At 41.1% G+C, this 16842-nt stretch carries 17 protein-coding genes and 1 pseudogene; 2 read left to right on the forward strand and 16 right to left on the reverse strand.

What is annotated here, in order from left to right; translation table 11 throughout:
- Nucleotides 1–303: 303 nt before the first annotated feature.
- Nucleotides 304–666 carry a single-stranded DNA-binding protein gene (ssb, locus tag QNH43_RS26515; protein WP_076368327.1) on the reverse strand — a complete coding sequence of 121 codons (363 nt, stop codon included), beginning with the start codon at nt 664–666 and terminating at the stop codon, nt 304–306.
- 361 nt (nt 667–1027) lie between these two features.
- Between ssb and QNH43_RS26520 the strand changes: the two genes are divergently transcribed.
- Nucleotides 1028–1462 carry a YwpF family protein gene (locus QNH43_RS26520; protein ID WP_283916322.1) on the forward strand — a complete coding sequence of 145 codons (435 nt, stop codon included), beginning with the start codon at nt 1028–1030 and terminating at the stop codon, nt 1460–1462.
- A 115-nt stretch (nt 1463–1577) separates the two neighbouring features.
- Here QNH43_RS26520 and QNH43_RS26525 read toward each other — a convergent pair whose 3' ends face one another.
- From QNH43_RS26525 to QNH43_RS26560, 8 genes and pseudogenes are all read right to left on the reverse strand, one after another.
- Nucleotides 1578–1874 carry a hypothetical protein gene (locus QNH43_RS26525; protein ID WP_283916323.1) on the reverse strand — a complete coding sequence of 99 codons (297 nt, stop codon included), beginning with the start codon at nt 1872–1874 and terminating at the stop codon, nt 1578–1580.
- 290 nt (nt 1875–2164) lie between these two features.
- Entirely contained in the window at nt 2165–2593 is a 429-nt protein-coding gene (gene fabZ, locus QNH43_RS26530) for a 3-hydroxyacyl-ACP dehydratase FabZ (RefSeq protein ID WP_283916324.1), read from the reverse strand.
- A gap of 127 nt (nt 2594–2720) precedes the next feature.
- On the reverse strand, nt 2721–2975 hold the full coding sequence (locus QNH43_RS26535) for a DNA-directed RNA polymerase subunit beta (RefSeq protein ID WP_283916325.1): 255 nt from the start codon (nt 2973–2975) through the stop codon (nt 2721–2723).
- 167 nt (nt 2976–3142) lie between these two features.
- Nucleotides 3143–3922 carry a flagellar hook-basal body protein gene (locus tag QNH43_RS26540; RefSeq protein WP_283918459.1) on the reverse strand — a complete coding sequence of 260 codons (780 nt, stop codon included), beginning with the start codon at nt 3920–3922 and terminating at the stop codon, nt 3143–3145.
- A gap of 15 nt (nt 3923–3937) precedes the next feature.
- Nucleotides 3938–4204 (reverse strand): annotated as a pseudogene (locus QNH43_RS26545) (flagellar basal body protein); the annotation flags it as partial.
- Nucleotides 4205–4482: 278 nt separating this feature from the next.
- A complete protein-coding gene (locus QNH43_RS26550) occupies nt 4483–5484 on the reverse strand; it encodes a rod shape-determining protein (protein ID WP_283916327.1) in 1002 nt (333 codons plus the stop codon).
- 300 nt (nt 5485–5784) lie between these two features.
- Nucleotides 5785–6057, reverse strand: coding sequence for a sporulation transcriptional regulator SpoIIID (gene spoIIID / locus QNH43_RS26555; protein ID WP_034315767.1), 273 nt, complete (start codon nt 6055–6057; stop codon nt 5785–5787).
- A 432-nt stretch (nt 6058–6489) separates the two neighbouring features.
- Nucleotides 6490–7428: a stage II sporulation protein SpoIIQ gene (locus tag QNH43_RS26560; protein WP_283916328.1), complete on the reverse strand. Its 939-nt coding sequence runs from the start codon at nt 7426–7428 to the stop codon at nt 6490–6492.
- A 152-nt stretch (nt 7429–7580) separates the two neighbouring features.
- Between QNH43_RS26560 and QNH43_RS26565 the strand changes: the two genes are divergently transcribed.
- Nucleotides 7581–8006 (forward strand): VanZ family protein, encoded by a 426-nt coding sequence (locus tag QNH43_RS26565; RefSeq protein WP_283916329.1) that lies wholly within the window; start codon nt 7581–7583, stop codon nt 8004–8006.
- Between the two features lie 20 nt (nt 8007–8026).
- Here the strand turns inward: QNH43_RS26565 and spoIID are convergent, their stop codons facing one another.
- From spoIID to nuoL, 7 genes are all read right to left on the reverse strand, one after another.
- A complete protein-coding gene (gene spoIID / locus QNH43_RS26570; protein ID WP_260320848.1) occupies nt 8027–9064 on the reverse strand; it encodes a stage II sporulation protein D in 1038 nt (345 codons plus the stop codon).
- A gap of 206 nt (nt 9065–9270) precedes the next feature.
- On the reverse strand, nt 9271–10572 hold the full coding sequence (gene murA / locus QNH43_RS26575; protein ID WP_076368336.1) for a UDP-N-acetylglucosamine 1-carboxyvinyltransferase: 1302 nt from the start codon (nt 10570–10572) through the stop codon (nt 9271–9273).
- Nucleotides 10573–10604: 32 nt separating this feature from the next.
- Nucleotides 10605–11354, reverse strand: a complete 750-nt coding sequence (locus QNH43_RS26580) for a YwmB family TATA-box binding protein (RefSeq protein ID WP_283916330.1) — start codon at nt 11352–11354, stop codon at nt 10605–10607.
- Between the two features lie 158 nt (nt 11355–11512).
- Nucleotides 11513–11755, reverse strand: a complete 243-nt coding sequence (locus tag QNH43_RS26585) for a DUF1146 family protein (RefSeq protein WP_101223821.1) — start codon at nt 11753–11755, stop codon at nt 11513–11515.
- 149 nt (nt 11756–11904) lie between these two features.
- Entirely contained in the window at nt 11905–13431 is a 1527-nt protein-coding gene (gene nuoN / locus QNH43_RS26590; RefSeq protein WP_283916331.1) for an NADH-quinone oxidoreductase subunit NuoN, read from the reverse strand.
- Nucleotides 13432–13434: 3 nt separating this feature from the next.
- Complete coding sequence (locus QNH43_RS26595; protein ID WP_283916332.1) at nt 13435–14958, reverse strand: complex I subunit 4 family protein; 1524 nt, start codon at nt 14956–14958, stop codon at nt 13435–13437.
- Nucleotides 14955–16826 carry an NADH-quinone oxidoreductase subunit L gene (gene nuoL, locus QNH43_RS26600; RefSeq protein WP_283916333.1) on the reverse strand — a complete coding sequence of 624 codons (1872 nt, stop codon included), beginning with the start codon at nt 16824–16826 and terminating at the stop codon, nt 14955–14957. The genes QNH43_RS26595 and nuoL overlap by 4 nt, the downstream gene beginning before the upstream one ends.
- Between the last annotated feature and the right edge of the window lie 16 nt (nt 16827–16842).

Below are 16842 nucleotides of genomic sequence, written 5' to 3' on the forward strand. Positions count from 1 at the left end.
CATTTTGGCACAAAAAAATGACTGCTTATTCGCAGTCATTACAAGGGGAAAATCAGATAACTCGATTTTTTGGAGGGTAAATCGAGGTTTCCAGCGGGGAAGAAGCTTTATTAGCTTTTGGGGAATGAATGGATGATAGATAATCTATATACTACTGTCAAGTTTCACTAAATTATGCTAAAAATCTGTGCATTTATTTTTCATTATGGTCATATAAATACTTTTATTGCTTCCAATGTCGGAAGTTTCTTGAAAACGATCTTGCCTCCTTCCTGTGGCACGCCATCATGCCTCCACGTAACACTATAGACCAATATGTTCAAAATCCTTGGGCTTAACATCATTTTGTTTTGACCCAATGAATTGAACCCTCTCGGCAACCACTTCAGTTACATATACAAATTTGCCCTCCTGATTTTCGTATCTCCTTGTTTGTATTCTGCCAGTTATGCCGATTGTTGCACCTTTTTTACAATATTGAGCAGTATTTTCAGCCGACTTTTTCCATATGATACACTGTACGAAGTCCGCCTCATAGTTACCGACAGTATTACGGAAGTTCCGGTTGACTGCTAACGTGATATTGGAAACAGCCTTGCCATCGGGTGTGTATCTTAATTCGGGATCCTTCGTAAGCCTGCCGACGAGGGTAACTTGGTTAATCATCTTTTCACTCCTTCCTCTTTAACATGCTTTAATCATACTCCTTCTTCCATCGATTAAAAAATGGAGGAAATGGTCTTATTACACCATTTTTCTTCATAAAAAACCGTTTGGATTGATGCAAAATCATTTTTTATTGATTAAAATCAGGGGAAAAACGAATAGTTAACAAAATTAAATATTTTGCAAATTTTTATTCTATCCTTCATAATTTAGACAAATGTTGGGTTTTCATTTCATTAAGGGACTTTTTTTTAGTATGATATAATTACCTTTAAAAGGATTAAACCGATATGTACCATTTTCAAAATTTACGTTTAAGAGAGGTAATACCGCTCTTTCTTGCAAGAAACGGAGGAATTGGATGAAATCATTTAAATTGATCTCGTTGCAAATTGTTACTGAAAATTTAAACTTGATTGATATCGCATTAACAGATGGACTGATTATAAATAAAGAAAATGACGCCAGAACATGGTTACTGGAAGCCTTTGTAGAAGAAAATCATTTCAATAAGCTTCAGCCCTCACTTCCCAATATAGACGGAGAGGTGTATATCCAGGCAGTCATTACCAAAAAGGACAATGAACCGGCTTTGTTCCACACTGTTTTACGTACAATAAGAAAAGTGGGCAACCATTATAGCCTTTTATTCGTTGGCCACATCCAAAAAACACGGAGCAAATATGCAGAACTCCTTCTTGAAGATTTGGTCCAAAAAGGTCTTTCCGGCGATGAATTAATAAATGAGTTCAAGCAAAAAATCCGCTCAAAGCCTAAATTAGCAACTAATAAATAAAAACCCTTCCCTTAATTTCCATCCCTAATCGAATGCACATAAAAAAGACTGACTTAGACGAATAAGGATATTAATCCTCTTCTTGCCTAAGCCAGCCTTTTTCATTCTGTGCTAATTACTTATTTTTGTCGTCATTTTTATCGTCTTTAATCAAGTCATCGGCATCATTATCGACGTTATCATCGTCGTTATTATCGATGTCATTATCGTCGTTATCAAGCACTCCATCATCATCGTTATCATTCATATCGTTATTATCGTTGTTATCATTTACACCATTGTTATCATCTTCTATGATGTTGTTATCATCTTCTGGTGCGGGATTGTTGTCATTATCATTCGTTCCACATCCAGCAAGGAACATAATTGATAATAAAGATCCCCCAAGTAGTGCAAAAATTTTCTTCATCATTTTTGGCAACCTCCCTTCTTTCTTTATCATTAGATATTTTGCCCGAATGTGAAAATAACTTGCGCCCTATTTTAAATTTAAAAAGAAAAATCCGTTTTGCTTACTCAATAAAAAATGCCGGACATATAAAATGTCCGGCATTCAAAGGGAGAATAGAAAGTTCAAAAACCGCTCTTGCTTTTAAAAAAGCAATGCAGTGCTTTTTATATACACTGCTTCACGGTTCCTTAAACCCTTTTTCGATAAAATATAGTTAAAACATTCCATTTCCTTTTCGCGGAAAATGAATCTTATTTGTCACCAAAAGCAAACATGATATCGGCTTCACATGCTGTATCCCCATCTACCGTTGCCACTGCTTTTCCTTTACCCATTGACCCTCTCATACGCACTATTTCCACTTCCAGACGCAGCTGATCACCTGGTTTAACTTGCTTCTTAAAGCGGCAATTATCGATTCCAGCGAAAAAGGCAAGCCGTCCTTTGTATTCTTCTTGCTTCAATACGGCTACAGCACCGACTTGCGCTAATGCCTCTACAATCAAAACTCCAGGCATAACTGGATAATCGGGGAAATGGCCATTAAAGAATTCTTCATTTGCTGAGACATTCTTCAATCCAACCGCTCTTTTCCCTTCATCTATTTCTATGATCCGGTCGACTAATAAGAATGGGTAACGATGCGGGATAATTTCCTTTATTTGTGTGATATCAAGCATACATGTTCCTCCTATGACTTAAATATTTCTAACTTAACATAAACTCGCCCCTGTCATGCAGACAGAGGCGTAGTTGCCATGTAATATAAATCCGATAACGACAGCAACTACTTCAAAAAACATGGAACTAAGCGCCCTTGTTCACTATATCAATAATATGGGTCCATGTGGATTTTTGGAAAACATCCATTGCAGGTCCTCCACCAATCACACTATATCCTAATAGTGCCCCGGATAATACAGCAATGAAAATCAATCCGATAACAATGAGTAAACGAAGCCAAATTGGCAAAAGTCGGACCTTGATTCTAGGATTCGGCTTCGCCTCGACTTCCTTTATCTCTTCTTCAATTTGTTGTCTCATTACACGATTTTGTTCCATATAGAATGTGAAAGCTCCTTTTAAGAAAACTCGCCGACTGATCTTCCCTTTAAACAGGAATTCAGCAGCTATGCAAAATGATCGGCACGAATGATTCCCTTTGTTATGAATTCATTATAACCGATTTGCTCTAATTCCGCAGGGAGACATTTTATTTACCAGAAACCTTAACGTATTCCATTGACCAATCCGCTCATTTGATCAGCCATCGTTACAGCCCGGGATTGAAATTGGTAAGAACGCTGAACATTGATTAGATCCGTCATTTCTTTGGAAAGATCGACATTTGATGACTCCAGAGACCCTTGACGGACTGCTGCCCGGTTGCGGGAATCCCCTGTTAATGCAGTCATGATATCGTCTTCAGTAACACCCAAGGCATTGAAGTTTTTGGGCAGGCCAAGTAAATTTCCGCCTAGCCGGTCAAGAAATTGCGGTTTCTTGACCGAGACGATTCCGAGCCCAAAACTCTTTTCTCCATATTCTTCCGTATCCACCATCAATAAGCCATTTTCCGAAATCTTAATGTCTTTAATGTTTCCCTCAACGAGGATCGGTTCACCATTTTCATCAAGGACTTTATGTCCAGCAGAGGTAACGAGCATCATTTGGTCGTTAGCATTAGGAGATAAATAAAAGGCCCCATCCCTTGTAAGCCTTGTATTGATCCCATTATCTTCTTGGACGCTTACGGTGAAGAACTGGTCATCCCGGGTGAATGCAGCATCAAGGTTGCGGTCCGTCGTCTTTAAAGCTCCCTGTGAAAGCACCAATTGGGATTGGCTTATCATAGCCCCTGTTCCTTGCCGGATGCCAGGTGTGGTCAATCTTCCTTTTTCCTTGGTCTCACTCGGTTGATTATTGAAACTCTGTGTCAATAAATCATTGAAACTCGTTTGGGTCTTTTTGTAGGCAGTCGTGTCCGCATTCGCGATATTATTACCTATATTTGGTCGATTTTACTTTGCAAATAAAGGATTCGCCTCCTGTACGTAAACACCCGTACTGAGCCCCCCAACCTTGGATAAGTTAGGCATGCTCAATTTGCTCTCCGTAGGAACCGTTTTACCACCCATGTTGCTTATGAGCATTTCCGGAAAAGATCTTACACTCATTTGATCCGCTTTATACCCTGTTGTATTCGCATTGGACATATTGTTTGTGAGCAATTCTGTGCGCCTTTGCTGTGTAAGCATCCCGGAAGCAGCCGTATAAAAACCCCTTAACATCTTCTTCATTCCTCAAATTACATAACTTATCCCGTTCAATTTCTCATATCTATCTTATCGGTCATGAACATCAGTATCTTAAGGAAAGGGACAGCATTAGGCAGAAGAATTTGTCTATATCGTAGGCTAGGTCAGATTTAAAGGAATGGTGTTAAATTCTCGATTAAAAGAAGAGGGCCTATTGCTCATCTGTACTAGAACTGCACGCACTTTCACTATGCTTCACGTTTGTCTGAACCTTAGACCCCTATCTTATGATGCGGATTTCCATCCGCTTTTTAGTTGAATTTGTGCCGTGGCAATTTATCCATATTATCAAGCATGATACCGGTTCCGATTGCTACACAATCCATTGGCTGCTCGGCAATGAGTACTGGGACCTTAAGTTCTTCAGCAAGGAGTAAATCAATCCCGTGAAGCAATGCTCCTCCGCCTGTTAAAATGACGCCGCGGTCGATGATATCAGCAGAAAGTTCTGGCGGTGTCCGCTCAAGCACGCTTTTTGCAGCTTGTACAATGATGGAAACCTGTTCGCGGAGAGCTTCCTCAATTTCTTCCGAGTTGACCGAAATGGTTCTAGGCAATCCCGATACCATATCGCGCCCACGGATATCGATGACTTCATTTCGGGAGCCAGGGAATACGGTTGCAACCTGGATTTTGATGTTTTCCGCTGTACGCTCACCAATAAGGAGCTTGTACTTCCGCTTGATATAATTTAAAATTTCATTATCGAATTTGTCACCGGCCATTTTAATAGAAGAAGATGTAACGATATCCCCCATTGAAAGAACGGCAATATCCGTTGTACCCCCGCCAATGTCCACGACCATATTGCCGCTTGGTTGAAAAATATCCATACCGGCACCGATTGCAGCCACTTTTGGTTCTTCTTCAAGGAATACTTTTTTTCCGCCGCTTTTTTCAGCAGCTTCTTTAATCGCTTTTTGTTCGACACTTGTTATGTTGGTCGGGCAGCAGATTAAAATTCTAGGCTTTGAAAGGAAGCCTTTCACATTCAATGTATTGATAAAATGCTTAAGCATCGATTCTGTCACATCAAAATCCGCAATGACACCGTCTTTTAAAGGACGGATTGCGATGATGTTTCCTGGAGTACGGCCTACCATCTTACGAGCTTCTTCCCCGACAGCAAGAACACGGTTCGTATTCTTATCAATCGCAACTACCGAAGGCTCATTTAACACAATTCCTTTACCTTTGACATGTATAAGAACATTGGCTGTTCCAAGATCTATCCCAATATCTCTAGCAAACATTTCTTAAATCCTCCTTGAATATCCTCACATATAACCTACTTCTGTCCTAATTGTTTATTTTACCATATTGCATTGACACAAGTAAGTATGAATTATAAATAAACACTAATAAATACTATTATTCCCTTTTTTGCCAATATGTAAAAAAGATCAGTGCCTTATGTACTAAATTTTCCGCATTTCCCCATAAAAAAATCCCGGCATGGAACCGCAATCAAGGTTAAGAAAAAAGCTGACATTACTTTCATGTCACCTTATTCAGTCCCCGATTCAATTCCTATTGCCGGAATGATTCAAGTATCATTTAACGATTTCTTCTTCTCTTTCAGAACGTTTATATTTTAATTTTGTCGCTTCTCCACCTCTAAGGTGGCGAATGGATTTATGATAATCCAATATATCCTTCACTTCGTTAGCCAAATCAGGATTAATTTCTGGCAGCCTCTCAGTTAAGTCTTTATGAACCGTGCTTTTAGAGACTCCGAACTCTTTTGCAATGACGCGGACTGTTTTTCTAGTTTCCACGATATACTTTCCTATCTTGATAGTTCTTTCTTTGATGTAATCGTGCACACCACTCGACCTCCCCAAATTGGATGTGAGAAGTGTGAAATGAGATTCGTATTTTTCGAATCGAATACCGCTGCCCTATAAACAATGAAAGATAGAATTATTCACCTATTAGATAATTTGTAATAAACGATTCCTCACCTCAAACACTCTCTTTGCATGGTTTATAACATCTTATTAGCTTGGTTAAGAATATATGCCTAATGGGACAGGAGGTTTGGATTTATTTCTGAATTTCATCTGTTTAATTTCATTAAGCGTAAATTATTTCCCGAGAAATTTGTCAGAAATTCAAAGGTTTCAGCATATTGGCCGATATTTCCTCGAAAAAAAAGGAAGCCGTTCAAAGTGAACGGCCTCCTTTTACCAAATTTTCAGTTGTCGTCATTCGTAACGCTTTAGGTTTTTGTTTTGATTTTATTAAAAATCTTAATCTTAATTAGATTGATTTAACGAATCTTTTAAGGAATCGCTTTCTTCAGTTGTATCTTCACCAGGGACAGAGCCTTCCTCATCAGTGCCACTCTCTAAATCAGTGCTCTCGTCAGTTTCGTCAACTGCAGGAGCTTGCTCCGTGCCAGTTTCAGATTCTTCAACTGCAGGTGTTTCCTCTTTATCAGCTTCAGATCCTTCGACTGCAGGTGTTTCTTCTTTATTGGCTGAATCTTCAAGTTCGCTGCCTTCGGCTTCAGTTGCCGATTGAATCGCAGAAGCTTGTTTATCAACAAAATCAAGTGGGTTTAATGCAATGTTATCTTTTCTGATTTCGAAGTGTACATGTACGCCAGCCTCTTCATTGATTTGGCTTTTTCCAGCTGTAGCAATTGCTTGTCCTTGTTTCACTTTGTCACCGACTGCAACCTTAATGTCTTTAACAGATTGATAACGGGTAACAACGCCATCTTCATGCTCTACTTCAACTAAATTTCCAAGTAACGCATCGTCTTGAACTTTCGTTACATTTCCACTTAAGGAAGCTTTTACTTCAAAAGTCTTTCCATCTTCCATTGCAATGTCTATACCTTTGTTTTGCTCATATCTATTGTTGTAGAAAACCAATGCTTCTTCTTGTGCCTTTTCATCCGCATTCACATCATAAAACTGTTTCTTGATAACCGTTTTGTCTGCATCGGCTACAGGCATCTTGATTGTCTCAAGATTACTATTAACCTCTACAGAAGGCTCACCATAGTTTTTTCCTGTTTCAGCTGATTCCTCTTTGCCATCTTTAGCTGAATCGTCAAAACTATTTTGTAATAAGAAGGCCGCGGCTAAGATTATGGCTGCACTTGCGATATAGATTGCTGATAATGCCCAACGTTGTTTTAGTATACGTCGGATTGTGGAAGTTGGTTTCTTTTCTTCCTCTCTCATATTAATCACCTCAGCAATCATTCTGAACATTTTGTTAAGATTATATACATACAGGAAAAAAATTTTTTAGATTTATTTTGTGGAAATGAAACCGATTTTATTCGTAGAATGGTAAAATGTTTGGTATCTTACTGTTGAAGGATGTTTAAATCATGAAAAAAGCTTTTAAACTTGTGTTAACGTTATTGCCTTTTCTATATATGATTGCCATTTGGATAATGTCGAGCAACCCCGATGATATGATTCTTGATCTTCCCTCATCCTCAATTGACCGATTTATCAAAGAGGCACTTCATCTGGTCGAATTTGCCCTTTTGTATATATTATTAGTTTCCGCCCTTGCTGCAAACCAAAAGCTGAAACCTGGTTTAAGCCTGTTGGCGGCACTTGTGGCTTGCCTTTACGGAGTTATTGATGAATACCACCAATCTTTCGTCCCATACCGCTCCTCTACCTTAATAGACGTCATAAAAGATACCATAGGAGTAGCTGCAGTCTATTTTCATGTCCAATATCATTATTTCAAGCGTGAACGGGGCTTTTTGACCATTATAGAAAAATTAAGCGCAAAAAAATGAGAGATGGGGATTCCCATCTCTCATTTTTTTGCTGTCATCGTATTCAGCCACTTACTTGAAGACTGAACTTTGACGCCTTTATAATAATATTTCACGATGTCTTCATAGGTTTTACCTTCCCTGGCCATGCCATTAGCACCGTATTGGCTCATTCCAACTCCGTGTCCGGATCCTTTTGTCGTGATGACAATCTGGTTACCTTGACGCTCCCAGTCAAAATCGGATGATGTCAGCCCGAGCTTCTCACGAATCTGTTTTCCTGTCATTTTCTTTCCTCCGATTTCCACAACACCTACGCGATTGCCAGATGTTCTTTCAATGACAGTCCCTATTGATGTTCCCGAAGAAAGACTTACACCCAGTTTTCTTTCAAAATCGGCAGTATCCACTACAACTTTATTATAAAATTTTGGTGATTCTTCTTTATCCCATGGACTGGATACACTTTTTAAATAGGGGTAATCAGCTTGCCAATAGTCCTCGGAATTCTCCGTGTAGCCATTACTTGTCGAAAAAAAAGTGGCAGTAATCGGTTTTCCTTCATAGGTTAAAATTTGACCCGCAGTTTCTTTTATAGCCTTGTTAATTTTTTGCATCTTCGATTTATAATCAGAGCCCCACTGTTTTTTCAGCTCATCATTATTCTTATAAACTTGGTGCATGACCGTATCGCTGACATCGGCACCATCCGGCAAGCCCAATCGACTTTCGCTTATAAGCTGATTGACAATGTAAGTTCTCGCTGTCAATGCTTGAGCCTTCAGAGCTTCTTCTTCAAAATCCGCTGGCATTTCAGCCGCAACCACACCAGTCAAGTACGATTCAATCGGCAGTTTTTCAATCTTCTTTGCAGATGTTCGGTAAACCGCAACTTCTACTGAACTCATTTCATTTGCAGCTACCTCTTTACCCTCATTCTTCACTTTCTTTTCTAATTGTTCTGTCAACTGACCACTTGTCTTATCATTTGAAAATGGAAGCACAAGCACTGCCGGAATCATGACAATTACGAATGCTACTGCTATGAATAGTACGATCATCGGTTTGATTGCTTTCAAATTCCTGAGCCTCCCTACACTTGTTTTCTCTGCCGTATATAATCGTATCCAGCAGGTATCTTTACATAACAAATGTATGTCGAAGGACAAGCTTTTATGAATAGAAAAACGACATCTCTATTTAACTGTAGTCGATGAGTCCGGATCAAGACAAAAAAAACCATTCACGGTTCAATGACTCGAACGTGAATGGTTCTATAAGCTATTTATGCGTTTAAATCTGCAATTTTTTTTGTTTCAGCAGGTACATCTTCGTTAATACGTTCCACATCTGCACCTAGGGATGCCAATTTGCCATGGAAATTCACGTACCCTCTGTCAAGATGCTTCAATTCTGTAACACGTGTAATGCCATCCGCAACCAATCCAGTCAGGATGAGCGCTGCCGCGGCACGTAAGTCTGTTGCAGCTACTTCAGCACCTTGAATGTTAGTAGGTCCATTAACGATAACGGAACGACCTTCTATTTTAATATTGGCATTCATGCGACGGAATTCCTCAACATGCATAAAACGGTTTTCGAAAACGGTCTCCGTAATCATACTTGTTCCTTCTGCACGAAGTAATAATGCCATCATTTGCGATTGCATATCAGTCGGGAAACCAGGATGCGGCATTGTTTTGATATCAATGGCCTTCAAGGTTTTGGGACCGATAACGCGTAATCCATCTTCTTCTTCAAGAATTTGAACGCCCATTTCCTCCATTTTAGCAATAAGGGAAGTAAGGTGTTCAGGTACAGCTCCTTGAACAAGAACATTGCCGCCAGTAAGAGCAGCCGCAGTCATGAATGTACCAGCTTCGATACGGTCAGGTATAATCGTATGTTCAGTGCCATATAATTTATCGACACCTTCGATTCTCATCGTACCGGTACCGGCACCTCTGACTTTGGCACCCATTTTATTAAGGAGATTCGCAAGATCTACAATTTCAGGCTCTTTGGCCACATTTTCAAGAATAGTTATACCTTCAGCAAGTGTTGCTGCCATCATGATGTTTTCAGTGGCACCCACACTCGGGAAGTCAAGATAAACTCTTGCACCCTTAAGTCTGCCTTCTACCTCGGCATCAATGAAACCATTGCCGACCTTCACTTTTGCTCCCATCGCTTCAAAGCCCTTTAAATGCTGGTCGATAGGACGTGATCCGATGGCACAGCCACCAGGAAGAGCAACGCGGGCCCGGCCATTCCTTGCTAGTAATGAGCCCATCACTAAAACGGAAGCTCTCATTTTACGTACATATTCAAATGGTGCTTCTTCTAATAACTCTCTTGATGCATCTACAGTTACTTGATTGTCATGAAAGGCAACATCAGCATTTAAGTTGCGCAATACTTCATTGATTGTATATACATCGGAGAGCGTAGGAACATCTTTAATGATACTTTTCCCATCACTTGCTAATAATGTTGCAGCGATAACTGGCAAAACGGCGTTTTTAGCACCTTCTACTTTAACTGTCCCGCTAAGCCTTTTTCCGCCGCGGACGATGATTTTTTCCAAAAGTATTCCCCTCCGCGTCCATTTTCTCTATATTAATATTCAAACGTTATGATTGGTGTGCCAACTACAAAGTTCGTTCGGTCACCCAATCCTTCTGTCCGTAGCCCAAACTGCAAATTTAATTTTTCTTTTGTCAATGGTTGTTTAAACAATGTTGAATGTGCAGATATAGATGTAAAGTTTTTTTCTTGCACACTCTCAATTTCCCTTGCTTGGAACATATCTAACAGGTCTTCAGTTTTAGAGTTTAAAACCGAATCCATATTATCATTGATAGACCCTTTAATACAAGAAAAAATTGAGGGAGTTCCTATAAATAGGTCATTCACCCTGTTTTGGAACGTAGCAGTAAAAAATGCCGCATTGGCTTCCTTCCACTCTTTCCCCTCCACTTCGTAAATAACATAGGTAACTTTATCAAATTTCTCTTCCGTTGTCATTATTTTAATAGACTCGGTCAGACCTGAATCGACATTGTAAGTTAACGCCTCAGCCTTCCAGCCGGAAGCATCATCTTTCCGGTGCCATTGAAATTGAGGGTATTTTCGTTTTAAAGCTGTAACTTCGCTTTCAAACTCTTGTTTAGTTGTAATCTCTTTATTTATTTCTCTAGTGAGTACAGACCAATCCCCTATGTCCAAATCTTCATCTTTTTGTAACAGTCCCACCATTTTAACTATATCTGGTTTACTTTCTGCCACAATCGTACTATTCCCAATTAAAATCACCGTCAAACCGAGAAATACTATGTATGTTAACATTTTTTTGTTTAAATTAAACATGTTAAATCCCTCCCCTTTTACACATTCTTTCCATAAGGAGAGAGATCATACTTCAAGTTTTCCGACAATTGGTGACAACTTCCCCTTAAACTGGCAGGAAGCAAAAGCGAATACAAGAGTAGAATCATATTTTGCTATAAGAAAACTCTTACAGCTTATCAGTCATTACTAAACATATACGGAAGTTGATTTGCAAATCCCAGGTAGTCGAGGAAGAAATTACTTACAACTGAACCGATGGCAACCGTCAATAAAATATATAAAACCCTGGCCTTGATGACCGAATTGGATCTTAAGATTTTATCAAAATGTAATGCCTGTAAAGCCCACCAGGTAACTGCGATGAAAAACAAGTGTGCAATAATCCCTGTTAAAGCCTGCTGTCCCATTGCAGAAAACATGTACATACCTCCTAAAAGACACCCAAATTCTATTCTAACACAAAACCCCTGCATATTTGGAATTTAAAAGGAAGAATTGCAAAATATCTTTTTAAAACTGTAAATAGAGGCTTGATCCAATGGAACAAGCCTCTGATACAGGCATTATATCATTTACTTGAAATAAAGTCTGTAAATTCGCCAAATTGATCATGGATAAAATCAAAGGCAATATTTGGTGCCACCCCGAAAAGAATGGTGCCTATCACGCAAATGATCAACACGGCGTATAGACCCGGACGAATTTTAATGACCATCTCCGAATGAATGGGCCGGAAAAAGACCTGCACCAATAATCCGAAATAATACACATAGGAAACAATGGTTCCTGCAATCATGATTCCCGCGAGGACAAAATGTCCAGGCTCCGTTATGAATGTTCCAAGAAAAATATTGAGCTTGCCAATGAAACCTGTCGTCCCGGGAATTCCAGCAAGCGCCAGGATAAATACGGTGAATGCCATGGCAAGATACGGTGATTTCCTCCCCAGCCCTGCAAGAATGCTAATATCTTCTGACCCACTTTGACTGGAGAGCAGCTGGATGACTGCAAATACACCTATATTCATCAATACATAAGCCATTAGATAAAACCAGACAGTATCCAGCAGGAAATACCCCCCGCCCAATGTTGCCACCGCTACTAGCAGGTAACCCGCATGGGCGATGCTTGAATAGGCGAACAATCGTTTTAAATTTTGCTGCCTTAACGCAACCACATTTCCAATGATGATCGTCAGCCCCGCCAATGAAGCTATATAAATATTATTTTTTTCCAAAAAGTCGAGCGCTCCGAACGTATCACCGGAAGCTGTTAGGAACAACGAGAGAAAAATGCGCAGGATGATGACGAAACCCGCCATTTTCGAAATTACGCTCAAGAAGGCTGTGACCGGTGTCGGTGCCCCCTCATAGACATCCGGCGCCCACATATGAAATGGGGCGGCAGCTATCTTGAAGGATACACCGACAAATACCATGAAAAAAGCGAGTCCCATAATGTATTGCAGCTGGCCGTCCGTCATTGCAGCCATCGTCCGGCTCATTTCGCCTAGATTGACGGAACCGGTCACTCCATATAAATAGCTCATTCCGAATAAAGTGATCGCCGTGGAAATGCCTCCGTTTATCACATACTTCATGGACGCTTCGTTGGACTTCCGATCATGCTTGCGTATTCCGACCAATATATAAGATGAAAGTGAAAGCAGTTCCAGTCCAACGAACAGCGTTATCAAATCACCGCTTGAGGACATGACCATCGCTCCAAGCAAAGCGGTCAGGAACAGATAATAAAATTCCCCCCGGTGCTCCCGCAGCCCCTCATGCGGTTCATATCCTTCAGCCAGAAGGATGATCAGGGCCGCTCCGAATAATAGCAGCAGCTTAAAAGCTTTTGCAAATGAATCCAAACGAAACGTATCGGATAAGATACTGACTGTCTCAAATGAAAGCAGGCTAATCAGTGACAAACAGGCCAAAATGATTCCGGTTAACGCGAGCCATGCCAGTTTTCTCCGATTAAAGTGCTTCGGCCAAAATAAATCCAATATCGAAAGAAACATGGCCGTTCCAAGGATGATGAATTCCGGCATCATCGCTCCCCAATCATAAGAAAGCATCGTGTTCCAATCCATCCTTCATCGCCCCCCTAGAGCTAGCATCATGGCTTCAATCGTTCCTTGAAGAGGCCCGCCTAACAAATTTGGATATACTCCAACAGTTATTATCAAACCGAGAAGAACCAATGCCGGAAAAAACTCCCAGCCCCTAAAGTCCCGTTTCTCTGTTTCTATCAAGCTATCATTTTTTCCGAAAGTAATCAGCATGACCGCCCTCAGTACGTAAACAGCGGTTAATACCAGCCCGATCACCCCTATTCCCGCAAGCAACGGCTGACTTTTGAATAAGCCAAGAAATACCATGAATTCGCTGATGAAGCCGGACATGCCAGGTAAACCGAGTGAAGCCAGCCCACTGGCTAACATAAACCCTGAAAAAATCGGCATCGACTTGGCCAATCCCCCAAGCTTAGGAAGCATCGTGGTTCCCGTACGCTCATACAACACTCCCACCAGAAAAAACAACAAAGCGGCAATTAGCCCGTGTGAGATGACTTGAAAAATGGCTCCCTGAATGCCCGCTTCATTCAAGGCTCCCAGCCCCATCATGACGATACCCATATGTGAGATTGACGAGTAGGCTAAAACGAGCTTGAAATCCGTTTGTACCAACGCTAGAAATGCACCATATAAAAAACTGAGGACCCCAAACAGGACAATGGTAAAGGCCAAGCTTTTATATTGTTCAGGAAATATCCCCATTCCAAACCGGATGATTCCGTATGCCCCTATTTTCAATAAGACCCCCGCATGTATCATGACTATGGATGGAGGTGCTTCTGCATGGACCCGCACCATCCAGCTGTGAAAGGGAAAGACGGGCAGCTTTATCGCAAATGCAACGAGAAAGGCGAGACATAAACCATATTTCATCGAACCGGATATGGGTGCAAAAAGCGAAACACCGCCCATTGTCATCATCTGTGTCAATGCCGCAATGTTAGTGGTACCTGTCCTGGCAAACAAAATCAAAATGGCCACCAATAAAACGGCTGAACCAATGCCATTATAAATCAGAAAACTATAAGAAGCCTTCTCCCTCTCCAGAAAGCCCCATCTACCAATTAAAAAGAAAGCGGGAATCAATGTCATTTCAAAAAAGATGAAAAAAAGAATCAAATTTTCTGCCGTGAAGACACCGAGCATTCCGGTCTCCAGGATCAAGAATAACAAATAATACCCTTTCCATTCTTTTTTTATATAAATGGATGCGAGGGCGGCCAGTGATGAAATGATTGTTGTCAGTAATATGAAGATGAGGCTTAATCCATCCAGCCCCAACTCAAAGTCAACCGTGAAGAGCTTGGGATCATACATCTCCAAGTTCCCAAACCTGATCCAATTCAACTTAATGTCAAATAAGGATAGGGCCACACCCGAATAATATTGGCTGCATAGAAAGAACGATAGGAAAAGGGGAGGCAGTGTTCCGAAAATGCCAAATTGTTTAATGGTCCTTTCCTCTTTTTTCGGCATAAGGGCAACCATCACTATGCCCAGCAGCGGTGAAAACACTAAAAGTGAGAGCAAATAGACATTCATCTTAGATACCCCCCAGTCACTGCAAAAATCACCAACAGTACCGCAAGTCCCAGAAAGGCTATCATGCCATATTGCTGTACCTGCCCCGTTTGCAGTTTAGACCCTATTTTCCCCAATCCTTCTATTGAACTTGTTACAGTGGAAACCAGGCCACCGATAATGAACCTTTCAATATAAGATAGGAATATACTAAAGCCTTTGATTGCATAACCTGCAGTAAGATGGTAAATCTCATCTATATAATACTTATTTTCCAAAACCCTATATACCCCGGAGTTTTCTTTGACAAGCCATTCCCGAGGCAGCTTCTTTTTAGCGTATATCATATAAGCAAGGTATATCCCGGCCAGCGATACAAGCACAGCCATCAACATTATCCAAACGGGCCCCTCACTATGGCTGGCTCCTAGAAGAGTTTCATTTCCCTCCACAAGCCACTCCCCAAGGAAAGTTCCAAACCACGGTGTTTGGATATACCCACCGATTACAGCAAGCACAGCCAGTGCGAGCATCGGAATTAACATGATGGAAGGTGATTCCTTGACTTGTTTTACTTGACTGCGCGAATCGCCTGCAAACATCATGAAAAACAGCCGGAACATATAAAACGCAGTTAAAAAGGAGGTAACCACCGCTAGACCAAACAATATATAACTACCATTCTCCCAGGCAGCCATCAGAATTTCATCCTTACTGAAAAAACCCGAGAGCAACGGAAACCCCGATATCGCCAAAGTGCCAGTCAAGAACAGCGGCCCGGTCCAATTCAACTTACCCCATAGACCGCCCATTTTCTCCATATCCTGTGTATGTATTGCGTGAATAACACTGCCAGCTGCCAAAAACAGCAATGCTTTAAAAAAGGCATGGGTCATTAAATGAAACACCCCGGCCACATATCCCGAAGTACCCAAAGCAAGCATCATAAAACCGAGCTGAGAGATTGTCGAATAGGCCAATACACGCTTAACATCCTTTTGCACTATGGCAATGCTTGCGGCAAATATGGCTGTTACTCCACCTGTTATTGCTACGACCTGCATCGCAGCTGAACTAGCCATGAATAACGGAAACATGGCAGCTACCAGGTAAACCCCTGCAGCAACCATGGTTGCTGCGTGTATCAATGCCGAAACCGGAGTCGGGCCTTCCATTGCATCTGGAAGCCATGTGTGAAGTGGAAATTGTCCAGACTTTCCAACCGCACCGATGAAAATCAAAATAGCGATTAATGTCAGTTTTCCACTTGATATCATGCCCGATTGAACGGCTTGAAAGATCTCTCCATATTCAAAGCTGCCTGTTTCCCAGAATAGGAGAATGATGCCGATCAAGAGCCCTACATCCCCAATCCTGGTCATGATGAATGCCTTCTTCGCTGCAGCCTTAGCTTCCAGTTTATAAAAGTAAAACCCGATGAGCAGGAAAGAACCCACCCCGACCAATTCCCAGAAGATATAAAGCTGTAATAAATTGGGTGCCATGACTAGACCAAGCATGGCAAAGGTGAAGAAGCCCAGATAAGCATAAAAAATGGAGAATCGCACTTCACCCTTCATATACCCCTTCGAATATATCTGGACAAGCAGGCTGACAAGGGAAACGATCACAAGCATCAAGGCATTAAGCTGATTGATTTCGAATCCAGCTGTAAGTTCTGTCCCTCCGAAGGAAAGCCAATCTATCGATATATCATAAGTGGGTTCTTTAAATCGTTCTATCAGGACAAGCAACGATAAAACAAACGAAGCCAATGTACATATTATTCCTATAAAAGCCCCTCGTTCCCGCAACCGCCCGCCTGATAGAAGCAGAACCAGAAACGTGACGAGTGGAAAGATCGGTATGAGCCATGCGTGCTCCATCATCGTATCAAATCCCCTT

The sequence above is a fragment of the Peribacillus simplex genome (assembly GCF_030123325.1).
GTDB classification, from domain to species: domain Bacteria; phylum Bacillota; class Bacilli; order Bacillales; family DSM-1321; genus Peribacillus; species Peribacillus simplex_D.